Source organism: Cucumibacter marinus DSM 18995 (genome assembly GCF_000429865.1).
In the GTDB taxonomy this organism is placed as follows: domain Bacteria; phylum Pseudomonadota; class Alphaproteobacteria; order Rhizobiales; family Devosiaceae; genus Cucumibacter; species Cucumibacter marinus.
Genome location: NZ_KE386978.1, coordinates 23,113 through 36,346 on the forward strand (window position 1 = coordinate 23,113; position 13,234 = coordinate 36,346).

The 13,234-nt window shown below is 63.5% G+C and carries 16 protein-coding genes; 7 read left to right on the forward strand and 9 right to left on the reverse strand.

All coding sequences use genetic code 11. The features are described from left to right. The 3 genes from G489_RS21965 to pdxH all read right to left on the reverse strand — a co-directional run bounded on the left by G489_RS21965 (nucleotide 1) and on the right by pdxH (nucleotide 3,035). Nucleotides 1-1,119 (reverse strand): M48 family metallopeptidase, encoded by a 1,119-nt coding sequence (locus G489_RS21965; RefSeq protein ID WP_051332640.1) that lies wholly within the window; start codon nucleotides 1,117-1,119, stop codon nucleotides 1-3. Next, nucleotides 1,119-2,315, reverse strand: a complete 1,197-nt coding sequence (locus tag G489_RS0113385) for a YjgN family protein (protein ID WP_029041964.1) — start codon at nucleotides 2,313-2,315, stop codon at nucleotides 1,119-1,121. The genes G489_RS21965 and G489_RS0113385 overlap by 1 nt, the downstream gene beginning before the upstream one ends. Before the next feature lie 69 nt (nucleotides 2,316-2,384). Next, a complete protein-coding gene (gene pdxH, locus G489_RS0113390) occupies nucleotides 2,385-3,035 on the reverse strand; it encodes a pyridoxamine 5'-phosphate oxidase (RefSeq protein ID WP_245578920.1) in 651 nt (216 codons plus the stop codon). Nucleotides 3,036-3,177: 142 nt separating this feature from the next. On the opposite strand from pdxH, the gene G489_RS0113395 reads away from it, so the two are divergent. Beyond that, entirely contained in the window at nucleotides 3,178-4,152 is a 975-nt protein-coding gene (locus G489_RS0113395; RefSeq protein WP_029041966.1) for a DnaJ C-terminal domain-containing protein, read from the forward strand. A gap of 15 nt (nucleotides 4,153-4,167) precedes the next feature. On the opposite strand, the gene G489_RS0113400 is transcribed toward G489_RS0113395, so the two are convergent. Together G489_RS0113400 and G489_RS0113405 are read right to left on the reverse strand one after the other, a co-directional pair. Then, nucleotides 4,168-4,548, reverse strand: a complete 381-nt coding sequence (locus G489_RS0113400) for a VOC family protein (protein WP_029041967.1) — start codon at nucleotides 4,546-4,548, stop codon at nucleotides 4,168-4,170. Nucleotides 4,549-4,611: 63 nt separating this feature from the next. Beyond that, on the reverse strand, nucleotides 4,612-5,568 hold the full coding sequence (locus tag G489_RS0113405) for an L-threonylcarbamoyladenylate synthase (RefSeq protein ID WP_029041968.1): 957 nt from the start codon (nucleotides 5,566-5,568) through the stop codon (nucleotides 4,612-4,614). Between the two features lie 63 nt (nucleotides 5,569-5,631). On the opposite strand from G489_RS0113405, the gene G489_RS0113410 reads away from it, so the two are divergent. From G489_RS0113410 to G489_RS20585, 6 genes are all read left to right on the forward strand, one after another. Further along, a complete protein-coding gene (locus tag G489_RS0113410; RefSeq protein ID WP_051332717.1) occupies nucleotides 5,632-6,570 on the forward strand; it encodes a histone deacetylase family protein in 939 nt (312 codons plus the stop codon). A 9-nt stretch (nucleotides 6,571-6,579) separates the two neighbouring features. Beyond that, nucleotides 6,580-6,831 (forward strand): exodeoxyribonuclease VII small subunit, encoded by a 252-nt coding sequence (locus tag G489_RS0113415; RefSeq protein ID WP_029041970.1) that lies wholly within the window; start codon nucleotides 6,580-6,582, stop codon nucleotides 6,829-6,831. Between the two features lie 84 nt (nucleotides 6,832-6,915). Next, on the forward strand, nucleotides 6,916-7,476 hold the full coding sequence (locus G489_RS21970; protein ID WP_051332641.1) for a copper chaperone PCu(A)C: 561 nt from the start codon (nucleotides 6,916-6,918) through the stop codon (nucleotides 7,474-7,476). 27 nt (nucleotides 7,477-7,503) lie between these two features. Continuing rightward, the gene (locus G489_RS0113425; RefSeq protein WP_051332642.1) at nucleotides 7,504-8,109 is read left to right on the forward strand and encodes an SCO family protein; all 606 of its coding nucleotides are present in this window, start codon (nucleotides 7,504-7,506) and stop codon (nucleotides 8,107-8,109) included. Further along, nucleotides 8,099-8,842 (forward strand): TlyA family RNA methyltransferase, encoded by a 744-nt coding sequence (locus G489_RS0113430; RefSeq protein ID WP_029041972.1) that lies wholly within the window; start codon nucleotides 8,099-8,101, stop codon nucleotides 8,840-8,842. The genes G489_RS0113425 and G489_RS0113430 overlap by 11 nt, the downstream gene beginning before the upstream one ends. A 53-nt stretch (nucleotides 8,843-8,895) precedes the next feature. Next, a complete protein-coding gene (locus G489_RS20585) occupies nucleotides 8,896-9,231 on the forward strand; it encodes a hypothetical protein (RefSeq protein WP_051332643.1) in 336 nt (111 codons plus the stop codon). Between the two features lie 3 nt (nucleotides 9,232-9,234). Here G489_RS20585 and ribB read toward each other — a convergent pair whose 3' ends face one another. From ribB to fabI, 4 genes are all read right to left on the reverse strand, one after another. Continuing rightward, nucleotides 9,235-10,347 carry a 3,4-dihydroxy-2-butanone-4-phosphate synthase gene (gene ribB / locus G489_RS0113440; RefSeq protein WP_029041973.1) on the reverse strand — a complete coding sequence of 371 codons (1,113 nt, stop codon included), beginning with the start codon at nucleotides 10,345-10,347 and terminating at the stop codon, nucleotides 9,235-9,237. 10 nt (nucleotides 10,348-10,357) lie between these two features. After that, nucleotides 10,358-11,479, reverse strand: coding sequence for a chorismate synthase (aroC, locus tag G489_RS0113445; RefSeq protein ID WP_029041974.1), 1,122 nt, complete (start codon nucleotides 11,477-11,479; stop codon nucleotides 10,358-10,360). Between the two features lie 247 nt (nucleotides 11,480-11,726). Next, the gene (locus tag G489_RS0113450; RefSeq protein WP_029041975.1) at nucleotides 11,727-12,356 is read right to left on the reverse strand and encodes a histidine phosphatase family protein; all 630 of its coding nucleotides are present in this window, start codon (nucleotides 12,354-12,356) and stop codon (nucleotides 11,727-11,729) included. Nucleotides 12,357-12,377: 21 nt separating this feature from the next. Continuing rightward, complete coding sequence (gene fabI / locus G489_RS0113455) at nucleotides 12,378-13,181, reverse strand: enoyl-ACP reductase FabI (protein ID WP_029041976.1); 804 nt, start codon at nucleotides 13,179-13,181, stop codon at nucleotides 12,378-12,380. Between the last annotated feature and the right edge of the window lie 53 nt (nucleotides 13,182-13,234).

Consider the following 13,234-nt stretch of genomic DNA (forward strand, 5'->3'; position numbering starts at 1 on the left):
CTACTCCGAGCACATGCGCCGGATGGCCTTCCAGCCCTTGGCGGTGAAGGCCGGTTCGCCGCCATCCGAAAAACTGGCGAAAAGCGCACGGCGCTCGTCGGTCAGGGGGTGAGAGCTGAGCAACGACAAGGCCCGTTCAGCGTCTCCACCGCCGGCCACATCGACCAGCATGTCGCCCATGGGCTCGAGACCGAATCCGAGCCGGTCGGCCGCCGCGATGGCAAAATTGTCCGCCGAGCGTTCCGCCTCCCGCGAAAAGCGGGAATCGATCAGTGCCTGCCCGACCACCGCGCCGACCGACAGACCTGTGGCATCGCCGAGCACCAGGGCCACCAACAGGCCTGAACCCGCAGTTGCGACTGCATTCTCCATGCCGTGCCTTTCGACCACATGACCAATTTCGTGGGCCAGCACGCCGGCAAAGGCATCGGGATCGTCCGAGGCCTTGAGCAGTGCGGAAAAATAGAAGATGCGCCCGCCGGGCAGCGCGAAGGCATTCTGGATCGGCGAACGGATCACGCTGACCCTGACATCGAACGGCGTATCCACGTCCTCAAGCACCCGGTCGACAAACCGGGCAATGGCCAGATTGGCCGGCGAGTTCGGGTCGGGGTCGCATTGCACGAGCCCCCTGCCCTCGGCCCCGAAAACGGTCTCGACCTGTTCGAGCACGCGGTCGCCCAGATCAGCCTCGAATTCGGGCGGGATCACCGCAACGATCTGGCGGGCGATCAACGGCACCCCGAAGATGAACGCGCCGATCACAACCACCAGCGCCATGGTCGAGACGACCAGGAATCGCAATTGCTCGAACCGGTCGACATGGCTGGCGCGGCGCAGGGTCGGCAGCGCCTGACGGAACGATTGAACCTGCTCGAAGCCATGCACGGCAATGCGGGCATTGGCGTTGCGGGCATCCGAGGAAGCGATGACAACACAATTGCGAGCCTCGGCAGCCGGGCGCAGTGAAGACCGCGGCCATCGCCCGATCTCGCGACCGGTCGCCGGGTCGGCAATCGTCAGAAAGCCGGATTCGGCGGAACTGCCGGTGACCGTTACGGTGACCGGTTGGGGACGCGCGGTCTCGCCGTCGAAATATCGCGCTTCGACCACCGCCATCAGTAGCCTCCCACATTGAGCGCATCGGCAAGGCCCTCACCGAAGCTTGGCGATTCTTCGCCCAATGCCTTGGTCGCATCGAGAAACTCGGCATTGTCGATGGTCGCGCTACGCACCATCATGCGCCAGAAGGTGAAGCTGATGAAGAGTTCGGCCACGATTGCCATCACTGCCATGATCCCGAGATAGGCGAAGATCCCCAGGACCACGAGATAGGGCTGGAACTGGGCGAGCAGTTCTTCGGCATCGAAGCCCGTTTCGCCCGTGCCAAAGGTGGCGGCGGCGCCCCCTACAACCATTCCGAAGACAATGCTGACCAGCGTGAAGGCCACGATCAGCATGCCGACATAGGCCAGATACATGCCGATCAGCGAACGGGCACGGATATGCACGCTGAGCCGCGCCGGACCAATCGCGAGCCGCGACATGAACCGGCTGCGCTCCCGCGCGACGATCACAGGAATGGCGACCAGCACCACGATGGTGAGGAGAACGGCAAGCCAGATGATGGCGCCCGGTCCGCCGCCGCGGTCGGACAAAACCTGTTCGGCCATCAGAGCGATGCAGATCGCGCCGAGAACCCAGAACAGGTAAAAGGGGCCGGCGATCTGGGCCCATGATCCGGAGAAGGAGAACTGCTTGTCGCCGAACCAGGTGTTGTTGAACCGGTACCGGAACAGGCTTGCGGACATGAAAGGGTAGACGAGCCCGAGCGTGATCGCCAGCAAGATGTACCAGCCGAAACGCATGAAGGCGTATTTCCAGGCACTGCCGGTCTGGTGCAACCGAATGCCGCGCCACAGCGTTCGGGTCAGCCTGTAGCGACGGGACCGGAACAGCGCGAAACCGGCCAGGAAGAACAGCAGCACGCCGACGACAATCGTGCCGATCCCGGCGGCCTGCGGGTTCTGGGTGCCGAGATAAATGAGCACCAGATAGATCGGGATGAAGATCACCAGCGCCAGCAGAAAGCCGAAAAGCAGTTCGCGTGCATTGCCGGTATATTCAAGCGGATCACCACCGATGAAGGTATTCGACCAGTAGAACCGGCGCTTCTGGGTGACGAGCCAGAAACGATAGATGCCGATCGTTGGAATGAACAGCAGATAGCCAGCCGTCAGGAGCCCCAGAAGCTGTGTTCTGAGACCGGCAAACTGTCCCCTGATCCGCCGCACTTGCGGGTCGAGTTGCTCCATACTGCGTCCTCACTTCGCCCCAGCGTCCCGAGAAAGGGGAAGCCTAGAAGTGATGGCACACCGCGATAATCAAGGGAACAGTCTTTGTACGGCCCAATCCGCGCCGGAATCATCCCGCCGGTAGACCAGGCGATCATGCAGCCGGAACTCGCCATTCTGCCAGAACTCGATATAGAGCGGGGTCACCAGAAAGCCAGACCAATGGTCCGGGCGCGGCACATCGGCGCCCTCGAAACGGGTTTCAAGGTCCCTAACCCGGTCGATGAGCGCCTGCCGGCTTTCGAGCGCGCGGGACTGGATCGAGGCATGGGCGCCGATCTGCGAGCCACGCGGACGGGTGGCAAAATAGGCATCGGCGGTAGCATCCGGTACAGGCTCTACGGTGCCGCGAATGCGAATCTGCCGGGCGCTTGATTTCCAGTAGAAATTCAGTGCCGCGCGGGGTTGGCCCAGGAGTTCGCGCCCTTTGGCACTCTCGAAGTTGGTGAAGAAGGTGAAGCCCTCATCGGTCCGCGCCTTGAGCAAAACGATTCGCACATCGGGCAGCCCGTCGGCGTCGACCGTCGCCAATGACATGGCATTGTGATTGTCCGGCTCGGTCCGTTCGGCCTCGGCCAGCCAGGCGTCGAAAACCGCAAAGGGATCCGGTTTTTGTGCCCCGTCATCCGCAAACAGATCAGGAAAACTGGCGGTTTGATCCATTGTCGAGGTGGCGATCATGGTCCGGGCTCCGGTGGGCTTGGAATGGGCTGCCGCGCAGGCGGGATAGTTTGCCGCGCTGGACATTGCGGAGGGCGATACGCATATATGAGCCGAGAGAAAGGACCTGGCAACAGGCCACAACACACAGATATTACATACGATGCGCGACCCATATACCGTATTGGGTGTGCCGCGGTCTGCGGGCGACAAAGAGATCAAATCGGCCTATCGCAAGCTGGCCAAGGCCTATCACCCTGACCAAAACAAGGACGATCCGAAGGCACAGGCGAAATTCGCCGAGGCCACGGCGGCCTATGACCTTTTGTCCGACAAGACCAAGCGCGGCCAGTTCGACCGTGGCGAGATCGATGCCGAAGGCAATCCCAAGTTCTCCGGCTTCGATTTTTCCGGCATGGGTGGCGGAATGGGCGGCGGCGCCGGCGGGGCCCGCGCCCGGCGTGGTGCCGGCGGACAGACCGGCGGCCCGGGCGGCTTTTCGGCCGAAGACATTCTGCGCGAGTTCATGGGCGGTTTTTCGGGCGCCGGCATGGGCGGCGCCGGCCCGCGGCCCGGTGCAGGTGCCGGTTTCGGCGCCGGTCCCGGCGCAGGTGCTGCTTCGACCAAGGGTCAGGACCTCACGGCCTCGATCAAGGTGACGCTCGAGCAGGTGCATTCGGGCGCCTCCGTGCCGGTGCGGCTGCAGAATGGCAAGACGCTCTCGGTCAAGCTGCCCAAGGATGCCGAAGACGGCCAGCAGGTGCGTCTGAAGGGCCAGGGCAGCCCCTCCCCGCTCGGCGGGCAGCCCGGTGATGCGATCGTCACCTTGCGGATGGAACGCCACAAGCGCTTCCGGCGGGAAGGACATGACTTGCGGGTCGATGTACCGATCACGCTCTACGAAGCGGTGTTGGGCGGCAAGATCCGCGTCCCGACGCTCGAGGGCGCGGTCGAACTCAACGTTCCCGCCGGGGTCGATACCAGCAAGGCGCTGCGCCTCAAGGGCAAGGGCCTTGCGGGCAAGGGCGATCTGATGGTCCGGCTCAATATCGTCCTTCCCGAAGGCGGGGATGCGGATCTCGAGAGCCTGATGCGGTTCTGGCGCGATCAGAAGACCTACAAGGTGCGCGACAACTAGGCCGCGCGCCGGCGCCTACATATTGTTGACATGCAGGATGTTGCCATCAGGGTCCTTGAACCAGGCCCCGCGCATGGGACCGGCACTGTGCACATTGCCGTCGAGCGTCATGCCCGGCAGGTCGGGATAACGCTCGAAAACGACCCCCGCTGCCTCGAGCTGATTCATGACCGCGTCGAAATCGTCTCCACACCCCCATACGGCGGCGTTGGCGCGATTGGTGCCGGCTTCTTCCGAAACATAGACAATCAGCCGGGTATCGCCCGTCCTGTAGGTGAGAACCGTCTCGAAGGGTTCGCCCTCGAGTTCCAGCCCGAGCATGCCGGAATAGAAATCGCGTGCCCTGCCGATATCCTTGACCGGGGCCATCGCGGAAGAGGCCTGGTCCTTGAACATGGCGTCCTCCTTTCAGAACGCCGATCATACCACACCCGGAAGTTCCGGGAGACAACTCGCTGGTCATCCGCGCGGCGCGGCGGCGCGGCGCAGGCGGTCGTTGATCGCTTCGCCGAGGCCCCGATCCGGGATCGGCATGACGGCGATCTTGTCGGCGCCCGAGGCATCGAGCGCGCGCAGATGTGCGAATAGGTTGCGCGCGGCCTCTGCAAGGTCCCCGGTCTGGCTGAGGTTCAGTATCGGCCCATCATGAGCGGGTGCTTCAGCGCCAAAGGCCAGCAAGACCTCGCCGGGTCCAACGTTTTCCGCATTGAGGCGCATTGAGGCCCGGGGGGCATAATGCGAGGCCAACATGCCGGGCGAGCGAATACCGCCCTCGGGGTCGGCATCGCGCGGGGCGAAGCCGGTGACCTTGGCGATCTCCTCGCGGGCGATGGCGCCGGGCCGCAATTGCACCAGCATGTCGCCATCGACAGCGATGATGGTCGATTCAACGCCCGAATGGCAGGGTCCGCCATCGAGCACGGGCACCTGACCGTCGAAGCCTTCAATCACCGCATCTGCGGTTGTTGGCGACAACCGGCCGGACGGGTTGGCCGAGGGGGCAGCCAGAGGCATGCCGACCCTGGCGATCAGCTCTTGTGCAACCGGGTGGTCGGGCACGCGCAGCCCGATTGTCGGCAGCCCGGCCGTCACGAGATCGGACAGCGCCGCGTCGGCCCTTCGCGGCAGCACCAGGGTCAGCGGGCCGGGCCAGAACGCTTCTGCGAGCTTCAGCGCCAGTGGCGGAAACTCGGCGATGCCCTGCGCCATCTCAAGATCGGCACAATGGGCGATCAGCGGATTGAAGCGCGGCCGGCCCTTGGTCTCATAGAGTCTGAGCACCGCATCATCGTTCGCTGCGTCGGCGGCAAGGCCGTAAACGGTCTCGGTCGGCATGGCGACAATCCCGCCCTGCCGCAGGATCGACGCGGCGCGATCGAGGGTAACCTCAGGGGATGCGGTGACCGGTGTGTTCATCGACGCTGTTTGACAAGCGGGCTTCGCAAGGTCAAGAACACGGTAAGCAACCGGGACAGCGCCTTGACCACCCTTTTGTACGTTCAGCCCAACAGCGACGACCATGTGACCCCACCCGGTCACCCGGAGCGACCTGACCGCTTGAAGCGACTCAAGACGCTTTTCGACAGCGATCGGTTCGAGGGGATCGAGCGTCACGAGGTCGAACCGGCGGATTATGCCTTGGCCGAAACCGTGCATTCCGCCCATTTCATCGAACAGGTTCTGTCCACCCGGCCCGCCGAGGGCATCGCCCAGCTCGACCCGGACACCTATATCTCGCCAAAATCGCTCGAGGTGGCGAGTACAGCGCTGGGCGCGGCGCTGTCGGCGCTCGACAGCGTAATGCAGGGCGAGGCGAATAATGCCTTTTGCGCCATGCGTCCGCCGGGACATCATGCGGAGCGCGACAAGCCGATGGGGTTCTGCCTCGTCAACACCATTGCCGTTGCCGCGCATATGGCGCGCGAGAAACACGGGGCCGAGCGTGTGGCCATCGTCGATTTCGATGTTCACCACGGCAATGGCACGCAGAACATCTTCGAGACCGTGCCGGACGTCTTCTACGCCTCCAGCCATCAGGCTCCTCTTTACCCGGGTACCGGGGACGCCAGCGAAACCGGTGTCGGCAATATCGTGAATGTGCCGCTTGCCGCGCATAGCGACGGATCGGCGATGCGCGAGGCCTATAATGATCGCATCCTGCCGGCGCTGAATGCCTTTTCCCCCGATGTTCTCCTCGTCTCGGCCGGGTTTGACGCCGACACCCGCGACCCGCTGGCCCAGCTCGACTGGGGGCCTCAAGACTTCGCCTGGGTCACCGGAAAACTCATGGATATCGCGGAGCGGCGATGCTCGAACCGGCTGGTGTCCCTGCTTGAGGGTGGATATGACCTCGAAGGGCTCGCCGACGGGGTTGAAGCGCATCTCAACATGCTCTTCAAAGGCACGACAACTGGCTGAGGAACGGGTATGGCCGAGAACAAACACGCCGATATCGCGAAGCTGAGCTTCGAGGATGCGCTGAGCGAACTCGAAGGAATCGTCGGCAAGCTCGAAGGCGGCCAGGCGCCGCTGCAGGAATCCATAGATATCTATGAGCGCGGCGCCGCGCTCAAGGCGCATTGCGAGAAGCTGCTCAAGAGCGCTGAAGCCCGCATCGAGAAGATCACGCTCGGGGCGGATGGCACGCCAAAGGGAACCGAACCGCTCGACGCGGATTAATATAGCGCTGGCTTGTGCCGGCGCGCCTGCTATTTGGATACCAGGCGCAAGACAACGCGCGAACACAGTTTCTGGGGACGTCATATGAACCGCTCAGTCGCCATTCTGCTTGCCCTTGTGGTCATCCTGGCCGCGATCGTCATCTTCATGCTGGTGCCGAAAGGCACACCGCCCGAAGACAGTGCCGACGCAGGCGCCACAGTGGAAACAAGCCAGCCGGCAGTCGAAGAAGAACCCGCCCCCGAACCCGCTTCACAAGACGAGCAGGTTGTGGCCGGCGGGCTGACCGTGAGTGGGGCCTATGCGCCGCGCGCGCCCGAAGGCATGCGCAATGCCGCGGTGTTCTTCACGCTTTCCAATGACGGCGCCGGGCGGCAGCTCACCTCGGCAGCGACCAATGTCTCCTCAGGCGCGGAGCTGCACGAAACGGTGATGCAGAACGGTGTCGCCCATATGCGGGCGGTCGACATGATCCCGGTAGCATCGGGCGAAAGTGTCACATTCGGCCCCAATGGCCTGCACGTTATGATGATTGGGCTCGACCATGCCCTGCAGCCCGGCGACACGATCATTCTGTCTCTGGGTTTCGCCGATGGCGGCTCGGTCGAGGTCGAAGTGCCGGTGACCGACACTTCGGGCAACTGATCGCACTCCAGTCGGGGATACATCACGGTGAGCCTTCGCAGCCTCAGGCTGATTCTCTGGTCGCTGGTCGGGATCGTTTTGGTCGCGGCCACAGTTCTGTTCGTCTGGCGTCAGGTCGAGGGCCGGCCCGTCGTGCCCCGGCAGCTGGGCGGCGAATTTGCGCTTCAGATGGCGAGCGGCGGCACCTTCACCGATGAGGACCTCAAGGGCACGCCGACACTCATGTTTTTCGGCTACACCTTCTGTCCTGATGTTTGTCCTACGACCCTGTTCGAATCGACCACGTGGCGGAACGAACTCGATCTCACCCCGGACGATCTCAGGATCGTTTTCGTGTCCGTCGATCCCGAGCGCGATACGCCGGAACTCATTGCCAACTACCTGACGAGCTTCCCCGGCGAAGTGGTCGGGTTGACCGGCGACCAGAGCGCTATCGACCAGATCTCGACCGCCTACGGCGTTGTCGCGGAGAAGGTCGATGCCGAAGGGGCGAGCGACTATCTCGTCAATCACACGGCAACCGTCTTCATGCTCGACGAGAACGGGCAATTCGCCGGCACGATTGCCTATGGCGAAAACCGCGATACGGCGCTTGCAAAGTTACGCCGGTTGACCGGTACCGATGCCGGATAGGCAGCGCCTCGACGTCGCGCTCGAGAAACGCGGGCTCGCCCGTTCCCGGGCGCGCGCGGCGGATGCAATCCGGCGCGGCACGGTGATGGTCAACGGCCGCGCGGCGCTCAAGCCCGGCCAGAACGTAACCGAGGCCGACGAAATCACCATTGCGGATCCTGCGTCGCGCTATGTATCGCGGGCAGCACTCAAGCTGATCGCCGGGCTCGATGCGGCAGGGATCGGGGTTGAAGGCAGGATCTGTCTTGACCTTGGTGCCTCGACCGGCGGATTCACCCAGGTGCTCATCGAGCGCGGTGCGGCCCGCGTCTTTGCCGTCGATGTCGGGCACGACCAGCTCGACCCCGAGGTCGCGGAGAACCCGTCCGTCATTGAACTCGAAGGCACGGACGCCAGGAACCTGACCCGTTCCGAGATCCCTGATCCGCCCGATTTGCTGGTCTGCGATGCCAGCTTCATCTCACTCGAAAAATTGCTCCCGGCGGCGTTGGCGCTGTGCGCGGCCAGGGCCGAGGCTGTTCTTCTCATCAAGCCGCAATTCGAGGTCGGGCGCGAGAATGTCGGCAAGGGCGGCATCGTGCGGGACCGCACCGCAATCGATGCCGCGGTGAGCCGGGTCATCGGTTTCATGGCCGAGAAGGGCTGGCGGCATCTGATTACTGCCCCCTCGCCCATTGACGGCGGGGACGGGAATACCGAATTCATAGCGGCATTCGCGTGCGGCAAAGCCTGATCCTTAACGCTTGCCGCGCACAATGGCACGTCGTTTCCATTCGCCCGGCCAATATGATCAAGCTTTTCATCATCATCGCTGCCCTCATGATCTTCGTGGTTGGCGCCATCACCGCGCCGACCCCGATCCCGATCGGCGTGCCGCTGATGGCGCTTTCGTTGTTCATGCTGATCTCGGTGAGCAATACGGCGCGCCGGGCGGTCAAGCGCGCACGATATCGCTGGGAGCGGCTCGACGGGTGGATCATCTGGCTGGAGGACCGTGCCAAGGGAAAGGTTGGCGACACGCTCAAGAACACCCGTCCGCGCCGGCGAAAACCGGGTCCGCGCCCGCCAAAGACCGGCTCCGGGGACAACCGGTCGGACGATAACGCCAATGGAAATGCCTAGGGGTTAGTCGCGGTCGAAGATTTCGGTATCCGCGATCTCGATGCCGAAACCCGACAGCCCGACATAGTGCCGGCTGCGGGATGCCAGCAGGTGAATGCGGCGCACGCCGACATCCTTCAGGATCTGGGCGCCGAGTCCGATCTCGCGCCATTCCTCTTCGCGTGCCTTGGCACTGTCATGGCCTTCATAGGCAGGCCGGGCATTGTCACCATGCTCTGAGACACCGGCGGTGCCTTCGCGCAGATACACAAGCACGCCCCTGCCCGCCTCGGCGATCTCCTTGAGCGCGCCATCGAGCGACTGGCGCTTGCCGAACACGTCCTCGACGATGTTCTCGCGCTGAAGGCGCACAGGCACAGGATCCGATCCGCCGATATCGCCGATCACCACCGCCAGGTGCTGCACGCGATCAAAGGGCGTCGAATAGGCATGGGCCACTGCCTTGCCGACTACGGTCTGCATCGGGAAGCTGCCGACGCGCTCGACGAGTTTTTCGCGGCGCTGGCGATAGGCGATCATATCGGAGACCGACACGTAGCGCAGATTGTGCTCTTCGGCGAAGGCCTTGACGTCCGGCCCGCGCTTGACGGTGCCATCGTCATTGACCAGTTCGCAGATCACCCCGACTTCGGGCAGTTCGGCCATGCGGCAGAGATCAACCGCGGCCTCGGTATGGCCCGAGCGCATCAGCACCCCGCCGCGCCGGGCGACCAGCGGAAAGATGTGGCCGGGCCGTGCGAAATCGGCGGCGCCGACATTGTCATTGGTGAGCGCCCGGACGGTTGCCGTGCGATCATCGGCGGAAATGCCGGTCGTCGTGCCGTGCCGAAAATCCACCGAGACGGTGAAGGCCGTCGAAAGCGGTGCGTCGTTCTGGGCGACCATCGGGTCGAGATGCAGGTCCCGGGCGCGCTCGGCGGTCAGCGGCGCGCAGACGATGCCGCAGGTGTGGCGGATGATGAAGGCCATTTTCTGCGCCGTCGCAGCACTGGCGGCCATGACCAGGTCGCCTTCGTTCTCGCGGTCGTCATCGTCGGTGACAACCACCATCTCGCCCGCCGCAATGGCAGCAATGGCTGCCTGGACGGCAGCGTCGCGCTTCTGGTCTTCGGTCATGTCGCTCATTCTATTCGCCGTCCGCCGGGAAGCCGATGCCCGCCTCGCGCCCGGTCTGGCCGCGATGCCTGAGGTAATGGTCGGCCAGTACCAGCGCCATCATCGCCTCGCCGATCGGCACGGCGCGAATACCGACGCAGGGGTCGTGACGGCCCTTGGTGACGATGTCCGTGTCCTGGTTCTCGGTGGTCACCGTCTCGCGCGGGGTTAGAATCGAGGAGGTCGGCTTGACCGCAAAGCGTGCCACAACCGGATCGCCGTTTGAAATGCCGCCCAGGATGCCCCCGGCCTTGTTCGATTTGAAATAGGGCATGGCGGGACCGGCGCGCATTTCGTCGGCATTGGCTTCACCGGTCAGTTCGGCAGCTTCGAAGCCGGCGCCGATCTCGACCGCCTTGACGGCGTTAATGCTCATCATGGCCGAGGCGATATCCTGATCGAGCTTGCCATAGACCGGGGCACCGAGGCCGACCGGCACGTTCTCGGCCACGACCTCGATGATGGCGCCGACGGAGGAGCCGGCCTTGCGGACACCGTCGAGATATTCGGCCCAGTGTTCAGCAGCGACCGGATCAGCACAGAAGAAGGGATTGTTGTCGACTTCATCCCAGTCGAAATTCGCATAGTCGATCTTGTGCGGGCCGATCTGCACCAGCGAGGCGCGAATGACGATATCCGGGATCACGAGCCGGGCGACGGCGCCGGCGGCAACCCGGGCCGCGGTTTCGCGCGCCGAAGAGCGCCCGCCGCCGCGATAGTCGCGGATGCCGTATTTCTGTTGATAGGTGAAATCGGCATGGCCGGGCCGGTACTTGTCCCGGATCTCCGAATAATCCTTGGAGCGCTGATCGACATTCTCGATCATCAGCGAGATCGGCGTCCCCGTGGTGCGCAATCCGCCGGTGCGTTCGTCCTCGAACACGCCGGAGAGAATCTTCACCTGGTCAGGCTCGCGGCGCTGGGTGGTAAAGCGCGACTGGCCGGGGCGACGGCGGTCCATATGGTGCTGGATATCGGCCTCGGAAATCGCCAGACCCGGCGGGCAGCCATCGACCACCGCGCCTAGCGCCGGCCCGTGGCTTTCGCCCCAGGTGGTGAAGCGAAACAGATGGCCGAATGAATTGTGGGACATGAAAGACTGGTCCAGTTGGCCGCCGAATGGGTTCGCGCTGTTCTAGGGAGCGCGGGCCATGCCGTCAATCGCGAGGGTGGAGAGGGAGGGTCCCCCGTCCCGTCCTCGCCCTTCGACAGGCTCAGGATGAGGGCATGAGGCAATTGCTACAGACAACCACCTGTCACCCCGGCGAAAGCCGGATTCACCGCAGAGAATGTGGCGAGGTTCATCCAGGAATTCAGCGCCACCCAGACCGAGTTCGGCCTCAGGCCGAGTTGGCCAGCTCCGAGGCGTGGATGACCATGCGGTCGGGGGTGAAGTGGATGACGCTGTCTTGCGGGGTCGGCCAGTTGACGATCTCGAGCACCGGCACATCGTAAAAGATCTGCCGCAGGGCGCGCATGATGCCGCCATGGGCGACGATTACCATCGGGCGGTCAATCGAGGCGGCGAAGGGCTTCACGCGTTCGGTGAGGTCGGCATAGCTTTCTCCGCCCTCCGGCCGGTAGTGCCAGAAACTCGCGTCGCGCTCACCGGTGGCCGGCACGCCTTCGGCGGCCAGCTCGTGCCACATCCGCCCTTCCATCACCCCGAAAGTGATCTCCAGCAGACGATCATCGAGATCGACGGCCGGCAATTCGCCCTCAAAGGCAGCCCTGACCCGTTCCATGGTTTCGCGGGTGCGCCCGAGTGGCGAGGCGCGCCAGTTGAAGTCCGCCGGGTCATGGCCGTTGTGCGCCATCAGGTCACGCAATAGCGGGCCATTGGCATCGGCCTGGGCCTGGCCCTTTGGGTTTAGCGGAATATCGCGCTGGCCCTGATAGCGGCCTTCGGCATTCCAATCGGTCTCACCGTGCCGGATGAAATAGATGTCCGGTCGCGTTGCTATGGTCATGATCAATCGGCAGGCCGGGGCCTATTCGCCGTCCTTGTCCTTGAGAACCGCCATGCCCATGATGTTGTAGCCGCCATCGACATAGTGCAGTTCGCCGGTGACACCGCTCGCCAAGTCGGAAAGCAGGTACATGGCGGCATTGCCCACCTCGTCGATGGTGACGTTGCGGCGCAGGGGGGCAGTGCCTTCCTGATAGGCCAGCATGGTGCGGAAATCGGAAATGCCGGAGGCGGCCAGCGTCTTGATGGCGCCTGCGGAGATGGCGTTGACGCGGATATTCTGCGGCCCGAGATCGGAGGCGAGATAGCGCACCGAACATTCGAGCGCGGCCTTGGCGACGCCCATCACGTTGTAGTTCGGGGTCACCTTGGTGGAGCCGTGATAGGTCAGGGTCAGCATGGATCCGCCATCGGTCATCAGCGCTTCGGCGCGCTTGGCGACGGCAGTGAAGGAATAGACCGAGATGTTCATGGTCAGCGCGAAATTCTCAGCGCTTGTCTCGATATAGCGGCCTTCGAGTTCTTCCTTGTTGGAGAAGCCGATGGCGTGGACGAGGAAATCGAGCTTGCCCCATTTTTGCTTGAGGGTGTCGAAGGTGGCGTCCATCGCCTCGTCATTGGTGACGTCGCATTCGACAAGGATGTCGGACCCGAGTTCGGCGGCAAGCGGTTCGACACGGCGCTTGAGCGCTTCGCCCTGATAGGAGAAGGCCAGCTCGGCGCCCTGGGCGTGCAGGGCCTTGGCGATGCCCCAGCCGATCGAGCGGTTGTTGGCCACGCCCATGATCAGGCCGCGCTTGCCCTGCATCAGATTTCCTTCCGCCATAACGGTATCCTTTCGCATCGCGTTTCGCCGGGTTGTGACATAAGGCATTCCCC

Coding starts and splice junctions, on each gene's coding strand:
- G489_RS21965 (WP_051332640.1), bottom strand. CDS start 1,119: ATGGCGGTGGTCGAAGCGCGATATTTCGACGGCGAGACCGCGCGTCCC.
- G489_RS0113385 (WP_029041964.1), bottom strand. CDS start 2,315: ATGGAGCAACTCGACCCGCAAGTGCGGCGGATCAGGGGACAGTTTGCC.
- pdxH (WP_245578920.1), bottom strand. CDS start 3,035: ATGATCGCCACCTCGACAATGGATCAAACCGCCAGTTTTCCTGATCTG.
- G489_RS0113395 (WP_029041966.1), top strand. CDS start 3,178: ATGCGCGACCCATATACCGTATTGGGTGTGCCGCGGTCTGCGGGCGAC.
- G489_RS0113400 (WP_029041967.1), bottom strand. CDS start 4,548: ATGTTCAAGGACCAGGCCTCTTCCGCGATGGCCCCGGTCAAGGATATC.
- G489_RS0113405 (WP_029041968.1), bottom strand. CDS start 5,568: ATGAACACACCGGTCACCGCATCCCCTGAGGTTACCCTCGATCGCGCC.
- G489_RS0113415 (WP_029041970.1), top strand. CDS start 6,580: ATGGCCGAGAACAAACACGCCGATATCGCGAAGCTGAGCTTCGAGGAT.
- G489_RS21970 (WP_051332641.1), top strand. CDS start 6,916: ATGAACCGCTCAGTCGCCATTCTGCTTGCCCTTGTGGTCATCCTGGCC.
- G489_RS0113430 (WP_029041972.1), top strand. CDS start 8,099: ATGCCGGATAGGCAGCGCCTCGACGTCGCGCTCGAGAAACGCGGGCTC.
- G489_RS20585 (WP_051332643.1), top strand. CDS start 8,896: ATGATCAAGCTTTTCATCATCATCGCTGCCCTCATGATCTTCGTGGTT.
- ribB (WP_029041973.1), bottom strand. CDS start 10,347: ATGACCGAAGACCAGAAGCGCGACGCTGCCGTCCAGGCAGCCATTGCT.
- aroC (WP_029041974.1), bottom strand. CDS start 11,479: ATGTCCCACAATTCATTCGGCCATCTGTTTCGCTTCACCACCTGGGGC.
- G489_RS0113450 (WP_029041975.1), bottom strand. CDS start 12,356: ATGACCATAGCAACGCGACCGGACATCTATTTCATCCGGCACGGTGAG.
- fabI (WP_029041976.1), bottom strand. CDS start 13,181: ATGGCGGAAGGAAATCTGATGCAGGGCAAGCGCGGCCTGATCATGGGC.